Here is an 18,943-nt window from a genome sequence, read left to right on the forward strand (position 1 = left end):
GTGCGATCCGTGATACAGGTCTCACTACCCCCGAACGGGGGTGCTGAGCGGCGGACGGGCGGAAGGCGGGCCGGTGGCGGCGGAAACGGTCGGGACGGCCGAGATCAGGACGGCGCTGCTGCGGCTGCGCCGTACGACCGGTCTGCCGGTGGCCTTCGGCGGGCTGATCGAGAGCGGCGGGCGGCAGGTCCGCATCCAGGAGCTCTCCGGGACCTCGACGACCGCGCTGCGCGCCCTCACGGTCTCCTCGGGCAACGGCCTCGGCGGCAAGGCCCTGGCGCGGTCCCGCCCCTGCGCGGTCACCGACTACAGCTCTTCCCGGCACATCAGCCATGAGTACGACGCGCCCGTCCAGGCGGAGGGACTGCGCTCGGTGCTGGCCGTACCGATCGTGGTCCGCCGCCGGGTCCGGGGCGTGCTGTACGGGGCGCTGCGGGACGCCCAGCCGCTCGGTGACCGGACGCTGGGGGCGGCGGTCGCGGTGGCCCGCGACGTGGAACAGGCCCTGGTGGTCCGGGACGAGGCCCGTGCGCTGCTCGCCGCCGCGGAGCCCCGGCCGCGGGACGGCGCGGGGATGGGCGCGGGAGCGGGCGTGGCGGTGGGCACGGCGGCGTGGGAGCAGGTCAGGGAGGCGCACGGAGTGCTGCGCACGCTGGTGCCGCGCATCGGTGATCCCGCGCTCCGGGCCGAACTGCTGGCCGCGTGCGGTCTGCTGGCGACGGCTCCCCTGCCGGACCCGCCCGGCCGAACCGTCCGGACGGCCCCGGTGGAGCTGGCACCGCGTGAGGTGGATGTGCTCGCGTGCGTCGCGGCGGGCGCGACGAACGCGGTGGCCGGGGAGCGGCTGGGACTGCGGCCGGAGACGGTGAAGGCGTATCTGAGGTCGGCGATGCGCAGGCTGGGCGCGGGCACCCGGCTGGAGGCGGTGGTGGCCGCCCGGCGGGCAGGACTGCTGCCGTGACGGGGACGGGGACGGTTACGGTTACGGGTACGGGGGTGTGGGCCGGGGCCGGGTGTGACGGGGCGGGGACGGGGTCGGGGTGTGATCGGCTCGGGGCCGCGGCAGTGTCCGGGCCTGGCCTACCCATGCGGCCCAGGCCAGGCCGGGGGCTACGTCCGCCGGACGGCGCCGAAGCGGACCTCGTGGGTGACCGACGGTTCGGCGAGCAGGCGCAGCACGCGTTCGCCCTCGGCGAGGGTGGCCTCCCGCCGGCCGCGGCCGAGCGGGGCGAAGGGCTCGATCGTCAGGACGGCCGAGTCCGCGTTCTCCTCCAGCTTCCACACCCCGGCGACCAGTCCGTCGGTCATCAGTACGCGGTACGCGTAGTTGCCCTGCCAGGTGAGGCCCTTGTACTCGGCCGGCACCACCCGTGACCGGTCGGCGTGCGACAGCAGGAGGTTGTCGTACTCGGGCAGCAGCCGGGGCGGGGCCTCGGTGTCCGCGTCGGGGCGGGGCGCGTCCGGCAGGTCGAAGAGTTCGGTGCCCCGCTCGTCGCGGAAGGTCAGCAGCTCGGGTCGGAGCCGTTCGAAGACCTCCTTCAGCCGGGTGAGCCGGGCCCAGGTCTGCATGTCCTTGACGGAGGCGGGCCCGAACGCGGCCAGATAGCGGCGTACCGCGTCCTCGGCGGACGGCTCGGGATCGAGCGGGCGGCCCAGCCAGCGGTCGACGGTCGTGAGGGCGACCTGGCCGCTGCGGCGCCACAGCCCGCGCGGGGTGACCTGGACCAGCGGGAGGCGGCAGCGCGCGACGAGCGACAACGCCAGCGGGTCGGCGTCCGGCCACTCCTTCAGCAGCACCTCGCGCAGCTGCGCCATGGTCCGGGGCTCCGACTCGACCAGGTCCCGGCTCAGCGCGACGAGCCGGTCCTGGTCGACCCCGACGAGACCGGCCCGGAAGCCGTGCAGTTCCCGTTCGAGGGCGGGCTGGACGAGGGAGCGCAGGGTCAGGGCGTCGGCGGCGGTGTGGGTGTGGATGGTGGACCGCATGGTGACGATCCGCACGGCGGCGCGGTTCTCCATCGACGCCGACAGCTCACGCGGGTCGAAGTCCTCGATCCGGGCGGCGAGTCCGTAGTAGGGAGGCTTCACGTTCTGGGCCTGGAGACCGACGAGGCGGGTGAGCGCTTCTGCCACGGTGAGGGTGCCCGGGGCGGCGGGCGCGAGCAGGTACTGACGGGCGAGGGTGGCGCGGCCGAGGGCACGGTCGCTGAGCACGGGGGCGGAGGCGGAGGCGGTGCGTCGGCCGGGGGAAGACGCGGAGGGGGTCCGGGTCCCCCGCCGGGTGGTGGCGGAACGCCCTGCCGCACCGCCCGAGGTCGCCGCCACACCTGCCGCTCCCGTACCGGCCGTGATGTCGGGGGCCGGGTCCGGGTCCGAGTCCGGTCCCGTCAGGCGTCGCGCGCCGCTGTTCCTCGTCGTCGTCATATCCGCACGCTAACGCGGCTTTAGGACAGTTCCTGTCCTCGATCGCCGGCTCCGGGACACCTCGCACCCGGAATCGCGAACAGCCTCACCGGGGCGGGCTCCTCCTGCGCCCGGCGTCGAGGGCCGCCCTCCCGGACGGCCCTCGGACGAGGCAGAAGCCGTCGGAGGTCAGGCCTGCTTGAGGGCCGCGGCCATGCCCTGCCACTCCTCCAGCACCGTGAAGCTCCGGAACAGTGTCCGCAACGCCGTGCCGATCCGCCGGGCGGGCCCGCGCAGATTCCGGCTGGAGGCACCGAACATGTCGATCAGCGTGATCACCTCCTGGAAGCCGACCGCATCGCTCCGCAGCTCGAAGGATGTCCCGGTGAGCTGGTCCAGGAGCCCGGGCATGCTGTCCGGCCATTCGTCGCGGGGTGTGTTCCCCGCCCATTCCAGACACGCGGTGAAGCCGATGGCGCCGATCCGCATACGCTCCGCGAAGCGTTCGGCCGCTGATTCCAGGTCATGGGACGGCCCGTCGATGGCTTTGGCCATCCGGTTGATCACCGCCAGCATCGCGCTCGTCGGGGCCCCGGGACGACCGGCCCGGACCATGTCCTCGGCCATGAGTTCCATCATCGCCTTGAGGTCTTCCATCGCGGACTCCACATCGGCCATCTCCCCCGTGATGGCCGCCAGTTGTTCCTCGGACTCCGCCACCAGATCGAAGAGGCCGGGGCCGTCGTCGTCGGGCTCGCCGACCGGGTCCGCCACGGCCGGTACCACCGCACCGACAGGCGGAGCCACGCATGGCACCTCGCGCAGGGCGTCGGTCAGCAATGCCGTGAGCTGCTGCCGGGCGGTGTCGGGGGCCGTGGAATGCGGTGGGATCTCGATGCGGGGGGTCCACCCGGCCCCGGGAAGGGCCACAGCTCCCTCGGCAACATGGATGGTGCGGCGGCCGAGCGCGTGGCGTACCCCCAGCGCGAAGGACAGCTCCTCGTCGGCGCCGCTGAGGCTCACGACGACGATGTCCACTTCGGAGACCAGGCGCAGCAGTTGGTCCGCGGGCAGACCGGCGTCCGTCAGCTGATCGGCCTGGACGAAGGTGACACCGAGCTCTTCGCAGGTGGGGCGTACGACATCGTCGTAGAAGGTCGTGGAACGCCGCTCGTCCGGGACAGGTCGGCCGGGCTCGTCCGGAACGGGTCGGTGGGAGGGAGGAACGACGGTGGCCGTCGTCCCGATGGCCAGGCAGGTAGGCATGGCGAAGCCCTTCGGATGGTTGGGGGATGTGCCCTGTGGGCGGTGATCGGTGACCGGCCGGAGGTCCGGGTCCGGGTCCGGGTCAGTCGAAAAGGGTGAGCGCCACTCCGTCGGCGATCTCGTCGGCGAAGACGGGGCGTTCGTCGACGCCCAGCGCGCGCAGCAGATCCGTGGTGAGTACCCGGTGCCGGTGCCCGACCCGGAGCGTGGGGCAGGGGAACGTGCCGAGGGCGATGAGCCGGTAGGCCGTGCCGAGGCACATACCGAAGGCCCTGGCCGCCGTCCTCAGATCGACACTGACCGGAAGGTCGAAGATCTCGCGGAAGGTGAGCGGCGTCGGGGCGGGAGCGGTCATCCGTTCCTCCCGACCCGCCGCAGGGAGAGCGTCGCGACCCGGTGGCCCCGGCCCGAGTACCGGAGGTCCGTGGCCGTCCCGGCCAGGCCCCACGCCTGGGCCAGCGCGCCGATCCGTACGCCTTCGAGGCGGTGCGCGGGGACGGTGATGCGCAGCCCGGCCGGGAGTCCGGACGGACGAACGGGCGGTTCGTAGTCCGCCTGCCAGACCTCGTCCGTGCCCGTGCCGGGCGAACGCCCGCCGACGTACTCCACGTCCTCCACGGCCAGTTCGGGGCGGACCGCCCGCCATGCCGTCCAGGTGCGGGAACAGGCCGACCGCAGGATATGGCCGCCCGGATCGGGGGTGTCCGCCCCGGTCTCCGCGAGGGCTTCGAGGTAGCACGTGACGAGTTCGGCCTCGACGTCCTGTCGCTCCGCGCGGAAGGAGCGGACGATCCTGGACGCGGTGCGGCTGAGACCTGGCAGCCCCATCCACACCACCGCCGAAGGCCAGTCGGACCGGTCGGCGTCAAGGCGCCCCCGCTCCGCGATCTGGTGCCACAGCGCGGTACGCGCCGCGGGGTCCGCGGAGCGGTCGTAGAGCGTCCGGCGGGCCAGTTGCATGGAGACCGGGACGCCCGCGGGGTCCGACCCGTCGATCAGTCGCAGCTCCGGGGCGGGATTGCGTTCGCCGTACCGCCGTTCGACGGAGGTGAAGATTCCGGGGTGAGGGGGAAGGGACATCGGTTCCTCCTGATCAGTCCGTGTCCGTGTCCGTGTCCGTGTCCGTGTCCGGGGTCGCGGTCCTGCCGTGCCACACCGTCAGCAGCCGCGCCGCCGTCTCCTTGCCGGGCATCGCGTCGTGGCCACGGGCGACGGCCATCAACCAGCGGAGGAATCCGGGCTGCCGGGCTTCGGTGAGAGCGTTGAGTAGTTCCTCCAGCCCCGGGTCCGGCCGCGGTGTGCCGTCCGCCTCGCGGCACCAGGAGAGAAGGACGTCACGCATGGACGCGAAGGTGGCCGCCTCGTTCAGGGCGTGTCCGGTTAGCCGGACCAGCTCCGAGGCCGCCTCGCCGCCGGTGAGCATCCGGCTGCCGCACCAGGCGGGGTCTGCCCCCGCCATCGCGGGAAAGGCGAGGGCGGCGATCAACTCCGACATGTCGTCCGACCCGGCCCATGTCCGCATCCGCTCCAGGACGATCCCCCTGGTACGGGTGTCGCCCGTCGCGAAGCGCTGCACCAGCGCGTCCACGACCGCGAACGCGACGGTCACCTCGTCCGTGCCACCGCCCGTCGTCTCCATGAGCTGGTGCGCCAGCAGCAGGGCCTGCGCGGTCGTCACCCCGCTGTCCGAGCGGCAGGCGTACGCCACCGCCCTGCGCAGGACGGTCTCGGGCGCGACACTCCACCGCTCCAGCAGTTCCGCCGCCCCGGCCGCCGCTGCCGGGTCCCGCAGGGCCGTGCCCAGCCCCCGGGCGGCGACCTCGACGGCCGCGGGCCACGGGGCCGACGCCACACCCGGCACCAGGTCCAGCGTCCGGCCGTCGGTCCCCGCGGCCATGGCCGCGACCGCCCGGCCGGCCCGTTCGACCTGGTCCGGCCGGTCGCCGGTGCGGGCGAGCCAGGTGTGCAGCAGGGGCAGCAGTTCCCCGTGCTCGCGGCACAGAACCCGCCACACGGCGTCGCCCACGGCGGGCCAGAAGAACGAGAGGGTGTCCGGGTCACCCGTCCCCGCGCGTGAGGTGCGGTGCGCCCCGAGAGTGCGCAGGGTCTCGGACAGGGGCCGCTGAGGTGCCGTGCCCTGCGGAGGCCTGTCGGGCCGAGGGGACAAGCGCGGCGCGGCGGTCTCCCGTTCCCCTCCGGACCCCGCCAGCTCCAGCAGGTCCGAGGCCCGCTCCACCACGGTGTCCCGGTCGAGCCCGCCGTAGACGCTGAGCGCGAGCAGATGGGCGAGGAGTACGGGATCTTCCTGTGCCCTGGCCACGAGGTCAGGGGCCTCGGCCCGGGCCAGGGCGTCCAGCACCTCGGCGCAGTCGGCACCGCCAGTGGAACCGAGCCGGGCCACGGCTCGCGCCACCCGCGCCGCCTGGCGGGGCGGCAGTTCCGCGGGCAGCAGCTCCTGGAAGTGGCCCGCTCCCAGGGCCCGCAGCAACCGGCCGCGCACCTCCTCGTCGGAGCAGATGTCCGCCAGGTGGGCGGCGAAGACCTGCCGTGGGTCGGGTGGCAGATGCCGGACGACCGGTGTACCCAGGCGGTTCGCGAGGTCGGACGCCAGGCCGGGCGCCTCCGCCAGCACGATCAGGAGGCGTGCCCCCGCCTCCGCCAAGGGCGCTTCCAGCCGGGACAGGTCCCAGGGGCGGAGGGCGAACGGGTCCGGAGGCTCCATCACGAGATAGCCGTGCACTCCCTGCGACCGCGGCGCCCACCGGGTGAGGTCCACGGACCCGTCCACCTGGAGGAGCACGGGATCCTCCCTGCCGTGGGCCAGCAGATTGAGGGCGTGTGTCTCACGGCCGGTCCCCGGCGCTCCGACCAGTACGGAGACTCCGGAGTCGAGTGCCGTGAGCGCGCTCTCGAACCCGGGCGGGGGCATGAAGCGGCGCCGCGCCGTCCTCAGGTCCTTCGCCCGTACGGGTCCCTGCCGCGTCGTTCCGGCGGCAGGGCCGCCACCCATCGCGGCGGTGACGGTCTGCCGTTGGCCGCCTGTCACCACACCGGTGTTGACCGTGCCGTGGGGAGCGAGGACCACCATGTTCCGCTCGGGGGGCAGGGCCGCGACGAGGGCGTCAAGGCCGTCGCCCGGAGGCATGTCAGAGATCATGACCGGCTCCGGCGGCACGGTGACCGGGGAATTCGACGGTCGTGACGTGCTGACCGCCGTGGACGGTGCCGGTGTTGATGATTCCCCGCTCGGCGTTCAGCACCGTGGTCGGCACGGGCTCGGCCGCTTCGACGCCGTCCCGCGTCTCCCGGTGGTCGGTCGCCTCCTCCGACGCCGACGCCGCCCGGGGGCGGTGGTTCCGGGGCTGATGCTTGTGCTGGTGCAAGGTGATGACCTCGTCCGCCTGGGGCGCTTCCGCTTCTCGCATGTCGTCCTTTCGAAGCGTTCGGTTGGCCGGGGATTTCTCATGCGCTGTTTCCCGACGACTTGAGATTCGCGGATTCCCGGGTGCCCGTCCGCTTCCGTGGTGCGTACGGAAGGTGTCTGCGGTCACATGCGCGGACGGCACGGAAATCAGCGCGCGAAAGGACGGGCGTGCCACTCCGAGGCAACACGCCAGTCCACTTGTTCGCACATCTCCCGCGCCCGGTACGCCACATCGGAACCTGGCGTCCGCATGCGGATATCCGGTCGACCGCGCACGGGTCGCCGCGGGACGCGGGGAACTCGTCCCGCTCCGGTCCGTCAGCCCTGACCCCGGACGATGTCGGCCGTGGTCCCCTCGACGTGGTCCCCGGCGACGTGATGGTTGCTCACGCTCTGACCGCCGTGGACCGTACCGGTGTTGATGGCGCCACGGGGAGCGCTGTTCCGCACGCGGGGGCCGCGCGGTCCGGCGCCCCCCAGCGGCCGGGTGCCCTCGCGGGCCTCGGCCTCGGCCTCGTCGCCGTCCGGGGCCTCTTCGTGCAGCGGCCCGGACGGCTGGGGTACGTAGACCCAGGCCCGCTGGGAGAAGGGCTTGCCGTCCACCGTCGCGGCGACCTCCACGAAGTGGTCGGGGTGACGCCCTGTGTACCCACCGGCGACGGCGTCCTCGTAGCAGCGGTCCGAGAGGATGGCCGCGACGTGCGTGATGTTCTCCTTGTGGGAGGCGAGCACCGCCTTGACGGGGCGGGAGTCGAGCAGCCGGTGCGTGTCGTTGCGTACTGTCCCGTTGCCGCCGAACTCGTCGCCGGTGTCCGGCAGCGGGCCGACATGCAGGCTGACCCGGAGCCTGATGGGCACCACTCCGTGGGACAGCACGTTGAAGTCGGTGAGCACGTCCTGGAGGACGAGCAGCAGGGGATGGATGACGAAGGGCATCAGCGCGGTGTCGAACCCGAACACGTACCCGTCGCCGGTCGAGTTGGGGAACACCCGGTCGTCCCAGAGTTCCTGGAGACCCGCCCGGGTCAGGGCGGCCTTGAGGAGTTCCGGGACGGCACGGCTGATGGCCTCGTGCTCGATGGCGGGATGTCCCGTGAAGCCCTTGGCGTCCACGGCCAGGACACCCCGGTAGGGGGGCAGGAGGCGGCTGCGGGTGAAGGGCGCCGCGCTCCCCCGGGGCAATTCACCGATGTGCTCGCGCATGGGGCAACTCCTCCGTGAAGCCCTGCCCGGCAGGGGCCGGACAGGGACGTGTCCGTCCGGATGGTCGTGCCACTGGAGCTTCACAGCGCGGGCGCGGACGCTCCGCTCCACGGGTGCGGACAGCCCGTGACGTGAGTCACATCACCGTCACACGCCGATGAAGCCGGCGAGCGCGGACCGCAGACCTTCCACGCTGGTCACGTCGATACGGCTCTTCGTGGCGTGCACACGGTCCGGACCGAGGCGCGCCAGCGCCTTGCTGACGGAGTTGCGGCCGACCCCGATGTGCTGGGCCAGCTCCTCCCGCGTGAGGGAGAAGGAACGCGTCCCCCCGGAGACCTCGACCAGCCGGAGCAGCGCCATGGCCAGGCGTTCGTGCACGGAACCGTCGCCCACCTCGGTCTGCTCCCGCAACCGGCTGGAGGCCAGCCGGGCGAGGGGATACGCCAGTCGGTGCCGGAGAACGAGGCGGTGGAAGTCCTCGGCGGGCACCACGGATGCCGTGCACCCGCTCATCGTCCGCACATCGGCGAGCCGTCGGCCGCCGTCCTGGAGTGCCATCTCGCCCAGGATCTCCCCCGGCCCGCGGAAGGCGAGCAGTCGCTGCCGACCGTCGCGGTCCGTGCGGACCACCTTCACCATCCCACCGGTCAGGGCGAGCACATGGGTGCCCTCGGTCCCCTGCCGCAACAGGGTCAGGTCGGCCGCGTAGGTCCGGGACGGGTAACGGGTCAGCCCGTCCCACGCCTCCGCCGGCAACAGATCCCGCAAGGCTCGCGCCGAGCCGACATATTGTTCGCTCATGCGAATATGCTAGACACACTCTCCTCGCAGGAGAAGGAATTTGGCCCTTTGAACTCGTGTACTAATGCTACGCAGTAAAGTCCGGAAGCACTCATACGGCCTCCCCGACCCCACGGACCAATCGGCCGCGTTCCGGGCGGAGTTCACCGCCGGGGCCGGCGCCGCACCCCGGTACCCGGACGGCCGGCCGCGCGGGGCGAGCCGTCGCCGTCGAACGTGCCCGTCGGTGGCCCGTAGAATCGACGCCTGTGGCCGACACCCAGTACGAAGACCTGTTGCGGCTGGTGCTCACCTCCGGGACCCCCAAATCCGACCGGACGGGCACCGGCACCCGAAGTGTCTTCGGACACCAGCTGCGTTACGACCTCTCGCGGGGATTCCCGCTGATCACCACCAAGAAGGTGCATCTGCGGTCCATCGTGTACGAACTGCTGTGGTTCCTCCGCGGCGAGACGAACGTCGGCTGGCTCCGTGAGCACGGCGTCACCATCTGGGACGAATGGGCCGGACCGGACGGCGAGCTCGGCCCGGTCTACGGCGCCCAGTGGCGCTCCTGGCCCACGCCGGACGGCAGGCACATCGACCAGATCACCGAGGTCCTGGACACACTGCGCCGCGATCCGGACTCCCGCCGGATGATCGTCTCCGCGTGGAACGTCGCCGAGCTGGACAGGATGGCGCTCGCGCCGTGTCACGCCTTCTTCCAGTTCCATGTCGCCGACGGCAAGCTCTCCTGCCAGCTGTACCAGCGCAGCGCGGACCTGTTCCTCGGCGTTCCGTTCAACATCGCCAGTTACGCCCTGCTCACGCACATGGTGGCGCGGCAGACCGGCCTCGAACCGGGCGACTTCATCTGGACCGGCGGCGACTGCCATATCTACGACAACCACGTCGAGCAGGTGACGGAGCAGCTGTCGCGCACCCCGTTCGACTTCCCGGCGCTGCGGCTGCGTCCGGCGGACTCGCTCTTCGACCACACGTACGCCGATGTGGAGGTGCTCGACTACCGGCACCACCCGGCCATCAAGGCCCCGGTGGCGGTGTGAACGTCGGACTGATCTGGGCGCAGACCGTCGACGGGGTGATCGGCGCGGACAACACGATCCCGTGGCGGGTGCCCGAGGACATGGCGCATTTCAAGGCGACCACCCTCGGCCGTCCCGTGGTGATGGGGCGCAGGACCTGGGATTCGCTGCCGCCGCGGTTCCGCCCGCTGCCCGGCCGGCGCAATGTCGTGGCGACCCGTGATCCGGGATGGACGGCCCGGGGCGCCGAGCGCGCCGGGTCCGTCGTGGAGGCGCTGGAACGCGCGGCCGAGCCGCTGGACGGGACGGCCCCTGACACGGTGTGGGTGATCGGGGGCGGGGAGATCTACCGGGCCGCTCTGGGCCATGCGACAAGGCTCTCGGTGACCGAGATCGACTCGCCGGTGAAGGGGGACACCTACGCCCCGGTGCCGGACCCGGCGTGGCGGGTCGCACAGGACACGGGCTGGCTGTCCTCGACGTCGGGGCCGCGCTACCGCATCCGCGAGTACATCCGCTGACCAGGGGTCCGCCCGGCACGGTCGGCGAGGGCCGACGGCGGTCCTGATCGCGGGAAGCCCACGTCCGGTCCCGGGAAGCCCACGTCCGGTCCTGGAGCGCCCGCGTCCGATCGCGGAAAGCCCGGGTCCTCGGACCCGGGCGGTGTGCCGGTGCCCCTGCGGGCGGGGAACGCTCCCCCGCCGTGGGCACCTCCGCCGGAAGGCCGACGGGTGCGTGCCGCCCCGCACCGGTGGGTGCGGGGCGGCACGGCATCAGATCAGACCGGTACGACGTTCTCCGCCTGCGGACCCTTCGGGCCCTGGGTGACGTCGTAGCTGACCTGCTGGTTCTCCTCCAGCGACCGGAAGCCGGCAGCGTTGATGGCGGAGTAGTGGACGAAGACGTCCGGGCCGCCGCCGTCCTGGGCGATGAAGCCGAAGCCCTTTTCGGCGTTGAACCACTTAACGGAACCGGTGGCCATATTGTCCCCTTGTCCAGGGTTGCGGGGCACTGGCTTGTCAATGCCCCTGGGGTGAGGTGATCGCCCTGGTCCTCGGGCACTGCTGCACAGCACAGCGCCCACGGGCGAACCGCGGGCGCTGACTTCGAACCACGACTACTGACGAGAAAGTTAGCCGATCCGCGATCGCCTGGCTACACGGCGCAGCAGCAGAGCGCGTTCCCGCCCAGCTCAGCGGCCGGATTTGCTCTCCACGACGGTCATCAGCGGGCTGACGCCGAAACGATCGTCCGACGTCCCTTTCGTGTACGACGGCCCCCTTCGCCGCCTTCCGCCCGCGCGGTCGCGGCCCTGTCACACGGTGATCACCGCCTTGCCCAGGAGTTCGCGGGACTCGATCGCCCGGTGCGCCGAGGCCGCCTGGTCGAGGGGAAAGGTGGCGCCTATCACAGGGCGGAGGGCACCCTTGGCCACCTCTTCGAGGGCCCGCGCCACGAGCCGGGCGCGCTCGTCGGCGGGCAGCTGGACGTCCGCGATGCCGAACAGGCGGATGCCGCGGGCCGCGGCGGCGTCCGGGTCCACCTCGCTGAAGCCGCCCGACGGGGCCCCGTGGGCGGAGAACCGGCCGCCGTTCGCGACCAGGGGGAACGCGGCGGCGCCGGTCGCGCCGCCCACTCCGTCCAGGACGACGTCCGCTCCCGTCCCGCCGAGTGCCGCACGGGCCTGCTCCACCCAGTCGGGACGGCTCGCGTCGACGACCGCGTCGGCGCCCAGTTCCCGTACCAGTGCGATCTTGCGGTCGCCGCGCGCCGTGCCGACGACCCGTGCGCCCGCCGCCTTCGCGAGCTGTACGAGCACGGTGCCCATACCGCCGGACGCCCCGAGGACCAGTACCCGCTCGCCGGGCCGCAGGTCCGTGGCGCGCAGCAGCGTGAGGGCCGTCACACCGTCGTGGACGAGGGCCGCCGCGTCGGTGAGGGAGACCTGGTCCGGTACGGCGGTGAGCGCCCCGACGGGGACCGCGACCAGTTCCGCGTACCCGCCGGACAGGTCGAGGGAGGCGGCGACCCTGCGGCCGGTCCAGTCCGGGTCCACACCGTCACCGAGGGCGCGGACGGTACCGGCGACGCCGCTGCCGGGGACGTAGGGCGGAGCGATCGGGAAGTAGTCGCGGCCCCACCCGGCGCGTATCTGGGTCTCCACGACGAGGGTGTCCACCGCCTCGACGGCGACCAGCACCTCGCCCGGGCCCGCCACCGGGTCGGGCAGCCGCACCGGTACCAGGACGTGCGGGTCTCCGAACTCGATCACCTGTGTCGCGCGCATGCCGCCCACTCCTCCGCTCGGGCCCCGGACCGTCCCGGGGTGGCCTTGGCCCCCGGACTTCCCGGGGGCCGTTGCGTGAAGTCTTGAACGCCAAGCTTGGTTGAGGTCAAGCGCTCATGGAATGTCCGGCCCGTGGGGGTGCGGGCCGGGCACCGGACGCCCGGCCCTTCCGTTACCCGTCGCGCGGAGGCGTCCGGTCCTCCAGGTCGAGCGGCTGCCCCTACAGGTCCGGCCGACCGGAGAGGCCCGGTTGCTCGCCCAGGCCAGGTCGCTCGCCCAGGTCCAGCCGGTCGGACAGTCCGGCCCGGGCGAAGGCGGCGATCAGCGCGTCACGGCCCTCGGTGAAGTGGGACCAGCTGTCGTGGTGCACCGGGACCACCCGGCGGGCGCCGAGTATCCCGGCGGCCTCGGCGGCCCGGGCGCTGTCGAGGACGAGGAGCCCGCCGCCGAAGAGACCGGGGACCCGGGGGGCGCCGGCGAACAGGACGGCGGTGTCCACCGGGCCGAAGCGTTCGGCGACCTGCCGGACCGGGTCGAGCGAGGCGTTGTCGCCGCTCACATAGACCGTGGGCAGGCCGTCACCGGTCAGGACGAAGCCGACGACCTCACCGAGCACCGGCTCGACATCGGCGCGCTCACCGGGGCCGTGCACGGCGGGCACGCCCGTCACCGTGACCGTGCCGCCGCCGGGCCGGTCGAGCCGGACCGGTTCCCAGTCGGCCAGGCCCCTGGCCCGGCCACCCAGGCGCCGGGCGCCACCAGGGGTGGTGAGGGTCAGCGGCACATCGGCGAGGAACTTCCGGCCCGAGTGGTCGAGGTTGTCCGGGTGCTCGTCGTGCGACAGCAGGACGACGTCGACACGGCCGACCCCGGCGGGACCGACCGCGGAAGGCGCCGTCTTGACCAGGGGCGGACCGCCCGGCACGGGGTACTCACCGGGCGCGTCGAAGGTGGGGTCGGTGAGGAAGCGCAGACCGCCGTGGTCGAACAGGGCGGTCGGACCGCCGAGGACACGGACGGGCATCGGCTCGGCGGGCGGGCGGGATGTGACCATGGGAGAGGCGACCTCACGGTTGAGGGGTGGTTTATCCGTGATGAACGTAACCGTCTCTCACGGATGGAGGCAACCCGTAACATGAGACGGATGAAGGAGACCCTGACCGGCGAGCCCGTACCCGCGCCCGCGCCCGGCGCGGACCGGTATCCCGCGCTCGACCTCGCCAACAGCGCCGTCACGCTGCCCGGCGGCCGGGCCCTCGACCTGCTCGCCACCCCCGCCGACGCCACCGGCTGGCTGACCGGACGCGACCTCGCCCCGGCCGGGTCGGACCTGCGGGAGCCATGTGCCGCGCGGCTGCGGGCGTTGCGCGCGGAGATCCGCTCCCTGCTCGCGTCGCGGGTCGGCGGCCACCCGGCGTCGACCGGGGCCCTCGCCACCGTCAACGAGGCGCTCACCCGGGCTCCGGCGGCCTCCCTGCTGCACTGGGACCCCGTCCACGGCCCCTACCGCGCCGCCGCCCACCCCACCACCCAACTCGTCGAGCACGCGCTCGCGGTGCTCGCCGCCGACGCGGCCGATCTGCTGACCGGTCCCGACGCGGAGCGCCTCACCGCCTGTGGCTCCGCCCCGTGCGACCGGTATCTGCTGCGGCACGGGCGCCGCCACTGGTGCTCGACCCGGTGCGGCGATCGGGCCCGTGCCGCACGCGCTTACGCCCGGCGCGGGGGCCGGGGGCGGCGTGACCGGGAGACGGCGGAGGGCTGATCCGCCGTTCCTCCTGGCCCGGGTGCCCTGGGTTCCCTGTGCTGGGCGCACTTGTTCCTGGGCCGTTGCTCGTCGTTTTGCGCAGTTCCCCGCGGGTCGCCTTCGCTTGCGCTTCCCAGGTCTGTCCGGCGGGGCGCACTTCGTTCCTGTGCCGTCGCTCGGTGGTTTCGCGCAGTTCCCCGCGCCCCTGGATGCTGCCCCTTCGGGTTTGTTCGTCGGGTGCGGGTCTGCCCTCGTCTTTTGCGCAGTTCCCCGCGCCCCTTTGGGGCGCGTTCTGCTGTCTTTCGGGTCGGGGCCGGTCGGGATTCTCCGTCCTCGATCCAACGCGCTCGGTCGGACGTTCCCCTTGCCCGACTGAAGAGCATCGGAGTCTGCGGGCAGAGATTCCCGCCCACCCCCTTCGCTGAGTCCTGCGACTGCGCGAGGAGGGGGTTCCGCAAGCGACGACCCCGCACCCGACCGACAGCCTGAAGGGGCGCCCCCAAACGGGCGCGGGGGACTGCGTGACCCGTCGTCGTGCTCGCGGCGGGGCCGGCCTTCCTGGACGGCTTCGTGCCCGGCGGCAGCCGTCACGCTCGGGACGGGGCGGGGTCAGAACGTGAAGGAGGCGGTCACGGGCAGGTGGTCGCTGCCGGTGCCGGGCAGGGTCCCCGCGGAGAGCGGCCGGATTCCCCGCGCCAGGACGTGATCGATACGGGCCAGCGGGAATCCGGCGGGCCAGCTGAAGCCGAACCCGTCCCCCGCCACGTCCTGCGCGGAGGTGAGCCCGCGCAGCAGGGGGGCCAGCGCACGGTCGTCCGTCGTGCCGTTGAGGTCCCCGACGACCAGGACCCGCCCCGGGCGTTCGGCGGTGACGGCCCGGGCGAGCAGGCGTGCCGCGTCGTCCCGGCGGCCCGTGGTGAAGCCGTGGACCGGGGACACCCGCACCGACGCCAGATGGGCCACGAAGACGGTGAGCGGGCCCTTCGGGGTGGCGAGCGTGGCGCGCAGGGCGCGGGGCCACGGCATGATCTCCACGGGTTGGGCGCCGGTCATCGCGTACGTGCTCCAGAGGCCGACCCCGCCGTGGACGGTGTGGTGGGCGTAGCGGGCGGGCAGTGCGCGGTGGAACGTCTCCCGTGCCTCTGCGGCCAGTTCCTGGACGGCGATGACCTGGGCGCCGGTGTCCGCGAGCCTGCGGGCGGTGCCCGCGGGGTCCGGGTTGTCCTCACCGACGTTGTGGCTGACCACGATCAGCTCGCCACCCGATTCGCGTTTGTCGACGAGCGTGCCCCCGAACCGGACCGGCCAGGCCACCGCGACGAGCACGACCCCGAACAGGACGAGCGGGGCGCGGCGGTACAGCCCGAACAGCGTCAGCGGGAGGAGCAAGGCCACCGTCCAGGGCAGGAAGGTCTCGACCAGGCTGCCGAGGTTCCCGAGGCTGTTGGGGAGGAGGGGGTGGGCGAACAGCAGCGCCGCACAGAGGGCACCCGCGACGGCGAGCCAGGCGCCCCTCCACGGCCGTACGGACCATCGCCGTGCCCCGCGCGCCCCGATGCCCTCGGCGGGCGGTACGGGGCCCTCAGCGGGCGGCAGGGGGCCTGCGGCGGGCGGCAGGGGTGCGCCGGGGGGCGGTGTGCCGGGGACTCCTGGGGCGGGCGGTGGTCCGGGGACGGCCGGGACGGACGCTGCGGGGGCGTTCGTGGGGAGGGCGGGGGCATCAGTGGGGGCAGCGGGGGGTGGGGTGCCTGTGGTCATCGTCGGACGCCCTGCCGGGCCGCGACGGCGAGCCGTTCGGTGGCGTCGAAGGCCGCCTGCATCCCCGTGGCCGGGGTGGTGTGGGGCAGCTGGTGCAGGACGACACCGAGGATCAGACCCGGTCGCGCGCCGCGACCCGGCTCCGCGGCCCACATCAGGGCGCCTCCGGCGGGCGTGCTCGATCCGGTCTTGCCGCCCACGATCCCCGCGATGCCGAGCAGCCGGTTGGTGTTGGCGACGGTGCCCGTGGCTCCCCCGATGGTGCTCTCGCGGGTGGCGACGACGTCCCGGAAGACCGGGTCGCGCATGACCGCGCGGGCGAGCCGGAGCTGATCGTCGGAAGTGCTCGTGGTCGTCGGCTCGAAGCCGCTCGCGCCGGTGTAGGTGGTGCGGGTCATCCCGAGGTCCGCCGCGGCGCGGTTCATCCTCGTGACGAAGGCGCGCTCGCTGCCCGAGTCCCAGCGGGCGAGCAGCCGGGCGACGTTGTTCCCGGAGGGCAGCAGCAGCATCTCCAGCAGCTGGCGCTGGTTGAGCCGCTGGCCCGCCTCCACGCGCGCGGTCGACTCCGATAGCGAGTGCGACTCGTCCTGTGCCCGCTGGTCGACCGTGACGGTCGGGCCGGGCTCGCCCGGTTTCAGCGGGTGGCGGGTGAGGACGACGTACGCGGTCATCACCTTCGTGACGCTGGCGATGGGCACCGGCTTCTGCTCACCGCTGCTCCCGGATCTGCCGCTGCCCGTGTCGGCCACACTCGCCTGGCCGCCCATCGGCCACGGGAGCGCCAGCCGGCCGGTGGCCGGGCCGGGGGCGGCCGGTCCGGCGGGGTCCGCCCCGGCCCGGGTGGTGACGGCCCAGCCGCCGAGCAGGGTGAGGAGCAGCGCGGCGACCGCGCCCCACAGCACGGACGCGGGGACCCGCGCCGGTGGCCGGCGGCCGGGGAACGGACCGGGGTCGGACTGGACGCGCAAGGCTGCCTCCGGGGGACGGGTACGCGGTGGTGCGTACGTCGTCCACCCTCGGGAAGGGCTGTGTCCGCGCCGCGGAGACGGTTCGTCCGTCGCCGCTCGGACCTGTGTCCGCCGTGTATCAGTCCGGCGGCCGGTCCCCGTCGGGCAGGCGCAGCACGGCGACCGCGCCGCCGTCGGGGGCGTTGGCGAGTTCCAGGCTGGCGCCGATGACCCGGGCCTGGCCCACCGCGATGGTCAGCCCCAGACCGTGTCCGTGACCGCGTTCCGAGGCGCCGGTACGGAACCGTTGCGGCCCGTCCGCCAGCAGCGCGGCGGGAAAGCCGGGGCCGTGGTCACGGACCACCACGGTCGGGCCGTCCACCCGGACCTCGACGCGTCCGCCGCCGTGGCGGTGCGCGTTGAGCACCAGGTTGGCGATGATGCGGTCGAGCCTGCGCGGGTCCGTCGAGACCTGCCGGTTGTCGACGACCGTCGTCAGGGCCGGCTCGCCGGTACGGGTCACCGACGCCTCCACGACGCTGCCGACGGGGACGAAACGCGCGTCGGACGCCTCGGCGCCCGCGTCCAGCCGGGATATCTCCAGCAGGTCCTCGACCAGTCCGCGCAGAACGCGTACCCGGTCCCGTACGAGTTCGGTGGCCGGGCCGTCGGGCAGCAGTTCGGTGGAGGTGACCAGGCCCATCAGCGGGGTGCGCAGTTCATGGGCGACATCGGCGGTGAACCGCTGTTCGTCGAGGAGCCGCTGCTGGAGGGACTGGGCCATCGAGTCGACGGCGGCCGCGATGCCGGTGACCTCGTCCCCGTCGTGCCCGACCTTCCCGGTGCGGGCGTCGAGTTCACCGTCGGCGATGCGCCGGGCGGTGCGTGCGACATGGCGGAGCCGTCTGCTGAGCAGTTCGGTGAGCAGGACGGACAGTGGGACGATCACCAGCAGGGTCGTTCCGGAGACCTTGATGATGGTCCGGTCCAGGGCCGCCAGTTCGCGTTCCTCGGTGCCCATGTGCGTCGTGACGCCGAGGATCTCGCCGCCCCCGACGGGCTGCGCGGCCCACAGCCACGGGCCGTCGCGCTCTGTCTCGTCGTACCAGAACGCGATCCCGTTCTCGCTCCTCACCCGGCTCAGCAGTTCGGGCGGCATTTCCGCCTGGTCGTACTCGGTGCCCTCCGGCGGCACACCGCCGTTCCTGTGGTATTTGGCCACCGAGGATTCCAGTGACAACTCGGCCCGGCCATAGGCCTCCTTCTGGAAGCGGTTCGCGGTGGCCTGGTGCACCAGACCGCCGACGGCGAGCGCGACACCGCAGGACGCGGCGATCACCAGCGCGGCGATCTTCCACCGCAGCGATCTCCAGCTCCACAGCCCCGGTCCCCCGGCGAACGGGTGCCTTGCACCGGTCATGGTGAGCGCCGCATCTTGTAGCCGAAGCCGCGGACGGTCTCGACGCGTTCCGCGCCGATCTTCCGGCGCAGCCGCTGCACACACAGGTCGACGACCCGGCTGTCGCCGTCCCAGCCGTAGTCCCAGACGTTGCGCAGCAGTGTCTGGCGGTCGAGGACGATCCCGGGGTGCGCCGCGAACTCCAGCAGCAGCCGCAGTTCCGTGGGGGCGAGCGCGATCCGCTCCCCCGCCCGGAACACGTCCAGGCCGCGGGTGTCCACCGTGAGGTCGCCGAAGACGAGCCTGTCGCGGTCGGCCGGGGCCGTCGGCGACAGTTCCTCGGCGGGGTCCGGGGTGAAGGTGGTCCGGCGGAGCAGGGCGCGGATGCGTGCGACCAGGACCGGGGTGTCGACGGGCTTCACCACGTAGTCGTCGGCACCCGCCTCCAGGCCCGACACCACGTCCAGGGAGTCACCGCGCGCGGACATCATCAGGATGGGGGCCTGGCTGGACTCCCGTACCCGGCGGCACAGGCCGATGCCGTCCAACTCGGGCAGCATCACGTCCAGCAGCAGCAGGTCGGGGGTGTGCTCGCGGAACATCTCCAGCCCGGTGAGGCCGTCGGCGGCGGACAGCAGCCGGTAGCCGTAACGTTCCAGCGCCATGGAGACCGAGGTACG

General features: G+C 73.0%; 19 protein-coding genes. 4 read left to right on the top strand and 15 right to left on the bottom strand.

The window, feature by feature from the left end; all coding sequences use genetic code 11:
- Nucleotides 1-73: 73 nt before the first annotated feature.
- Nucleotides 74-961 (top strand): LuxR C-terminal-related transcriptional regulator, encoded by an 888-nt coding sequence (locus OG711_RS08605; protein ID WP_329558960.1) that lies wholly within the window; start codon nucleotides 74-76, stop codon nucleotides 959-961.
- A 149-nt stretch (nucleotides 962-1,110) separates the two neighbouring features.
- On the opposite strand, the gene OG711_RS08610 is transcribed toward OG711_RS08605, so the two are convergent.
- From OG711_RS08610 to OG711_RS08645, 8 genes are all read right to left on the bottom strand, one after another.
- On the bottom strand, nucleotides 1,111-2,424 hold the full coding sequence (locus OG711_RS08610) for a winged helix DNA-binding domain-containing protein (protein ID WP_329558961.1): 1,314 nt from the start codon (nucleotides 2,422-2,424) through the stop codon (nucleotides 1,111-1,113).
- A 168-nt stretch (nucleotides 2,425-2,592) separates the two neighbouring features.
- Nucleotides 2,593-3,669 (bottom strand): hypothetical protein, encoded by a 1,077-nt coding sequence (locus OG711_RS08615; RefSeq protein WP_329558962.1) that lies wholly within the window; start codon nucleotides 3,667-3,669, stop codon nucleotides 2,593-2,595.
- Between the two features lie 82 nt (nucleotides 3,670-3,751).
- Entirely contained in the window at nucleotides 3,752-4,024 is a 273-nt protein-coding gene (locus OG711_RS08620) for a DNA-binding protein (RefSeq protein WP_329558963.1), read from the bottom strand.
- A complete protein-coding gene (locus OG711_RS08625; RefSeq protein ID WP_329558964.1) occupies nucleotides 4,021-4,749 on the bottom strand; it encodes a hypothetical protein in 729 nt (242 codons plus the stop codon). The genes OG711_RS08620 and OG711_RS08625 overlap by 4 nt, the downstream gene beginning before the upstream one ends.
- Nucleotides 4,750-4,762: 13 nt before the next feature.
- Entirely contained in the window at nucleotides 4,763-6,826 is a 2,064-nt protein-coding gene (locus OG711_RS08630; protein ID WP_329558965.1) for a hypothetical protein, read from the bottom strand.
- Nucleotides 6,816-7,094, bottom strand: coding sequence for an S-type pyocin domain-containing protein (locus OG711_RS08635; protein ID WP_329558966.1), 279 nt, complete (start codon nucleotides 7,092-7,094; stop codon nucleotides 6,816-6,818). Before OG711_RS08635 ends, OG711_RS08630 begins: the two co-directional genes overlap by 11 nt.
- Before the next feature lie 317 nt (nucleotides 7,095-7,411).
- On the bottom strand, nucleotides 7,412-8,296 hold the full coding sequence (locus OG711_RS08640; RefSeq protein WP_329558967.1) for a hypothetical protein: 885 nt from the start codon (nucleotides 8,294-8,296) through the stop codon (nucleotides 7,412-7,414).
- Between the two features lie 147 nt (nucleotides 8,297-8,443).
- Nucleotides 8,444-9,100 carry a Crp/Fnr family transcriptional regulator gene (locus OG711_RS08645; RefSeq protein WP_329558968.1) on the bottom strand — a complete coding sequence of 219 codons (657 nt, stop codon included), beginning with the start codon at nucleotides 9,098-9,100 and terminating at the stop codon, nucleotides 8,444-8,446.
- A 248-nt stretch (nucleotides 9,101-9,348) separates the two neighbouring features.
- Here OG711_RS08645 and OG711_RS08650 point away from each other — a divergent pair, with 248 nt between their 5' ends.
- Entirely contained in the window at nucleotides 9,349-10,146 is a 798-nt protein-coding gene (locus OG711_RS08650) for a thymidylate synthase (protein WP_073789957.1), read from the top strand.
- Nucleotides 10,143-10,646, top strand: a complete 504-nt coding sequence (locus OG711_RS08655; RefSeq protein WP_073789955.1) for a dihydrofolate reductase — start codon at nucleotides 10,143-10,145, stop codon at nucleotides 10,644-10,646. Before OG711_RS08650 ends, OG711_RS08655 begins: the two co-directional genes overlap by 4 nt.
- A 257-nt stretch (nucleotides 10,647-10,903) precedes the next feature.
- On the opposite strand, the gene OG711_RS08660 is transcribed toward OG711_RS08655, so the two are convergent.
- From OG711_RS08660 to OG711_RS08670, 3 genes are all read right to left on the bottom strand, one after another.
- On the bottom strand, nucleotides 10,904-11,107 hold the full coding sequence (locus OG711_RS08660; RefSeq protein WP_073789952.1) for a cold-shock protein: 204 nt from the start codon (nucleotides 11,105-11,107) through the stop codon (nucleotides 10,904-10,906).
- A gap of 333 nt (nucleotides 11,108-11,440) precedes the next feature.
- Nucleotides 11,441-12,412, bottom strand: a complete 972-nt coding sequence (locus tag OG711_RS08665) for a zinc-binding dehydrogenase (protein WP_073789950.1) — start codon at nucleotides 12,410-12,412, stop codon at nucleotides 11,441-11,443.
- A gap of 220 nt (nucleotides 12,413-12,632) precedes the next feature.
- Nucleotides 12,633-13,466, bottom strand: a complete 834-nt coding sequence (locus tag OG711_RS08670; protein ID WP_329558969.1) for an MBL fold metallo-hydrolase — start codon at nucleotides 13,464-13,466, stop codon at nucleotides 12,633-12,635.
- A gap of 90 nt (nucleotides 13,467-13,556) precedes the next feature.
- Between OG711_RS08670 and OG711_RS08675 the strand changes: the two genes are divergently transcribed.
- Nucleotides 13,557-14,177 (top strand): ABATE domain-containing protein, encoded by a 621-nt coding sequence (locus tag OG711_RS08675; protein ID WP_329558970.1) that lies wholly within the window; start codon nucleotides 13,557-13,559, stop codon nucleotides 14,175-14,177.
- A 591-nt stretch (nucleotides 14,178-14,768) separates the two neighbouring features.
- On the opposite strand, the gene OG711_RS08680 is transcribed toward OG711_RS08675, so the two are convergent.
- From OG711_RS08680 to cseB, 4 genes are all read right to left on the bottom strand, one after another.
- Nucleotides 14,769-15,917 (bottom strand): endonuclease/exonuclease/phosphatase family protein, encoded by a 1,149-nt coding sequence (locus tag OG711_RS08680; RefSeq protein ID WP_329558971.1) that lies wholly within the window; start codon nucleotides 15,915-15,917, stop codon nucleotides 14,769-14,771.
- The gene (locus tag OG711_RS08685) at nucleotides 15,914-16,885 is read right to left on the bottom strand and encodes a D-alanyl-D-alanine carboxypeptidase family protein (protein ID WP_079184765.1); all 972 of its coding nucleotides are present in this window, start codon (nucleotides 16,883-16,885) and stop codon (nucleotides 15,914-15,916) included. Before OG711_RS08685 ends, OG711_RS08680 begins: the two co-directional genes overlap by 4 nt.
- Before the next feature lie 118 nt (nucleotides 16,886-17,003).
- Nucleotides 17,004-18,284 carry a HAMP domain-containing sensor histidine kinase gene (locus tag OG711_RS08690; RefSeq protein WP_329558972.1) on the bottom strand — a complete coding sequence of 427 codons (1,281 nt, stop codon included), beginning with the start codon at nucleotides 18,282-18,284 and terminating at the stop codon, nucleotides 17,004-17,006.
- A complete protein-coding gene (gene cseB / locus OG711_RS08695) occupies nucleotides 18,281-18,928 on the bottom strand; it encodes a two-component system response regulator CseB (RefSeq protein WP_245876855.1) in 648 nt (215 codons plus the stop codon). The genes OG711_RS08690 and cseB overlap by 4 nt, the downstream gene beginning before the upstream one ends.
- Between the last annotated feature and the right edge of the window lie 15 nt (nucleotides 18,929-18,943).

Source organism: Streptomyces uncialis, assembly GCF_036250755.1.
Lineage (GTDB): Bacteria > Actinomycetota > Actinomycetes > Streptomycetales > Streptomycetaceae > Streptomyces > Streptomyces uncialis.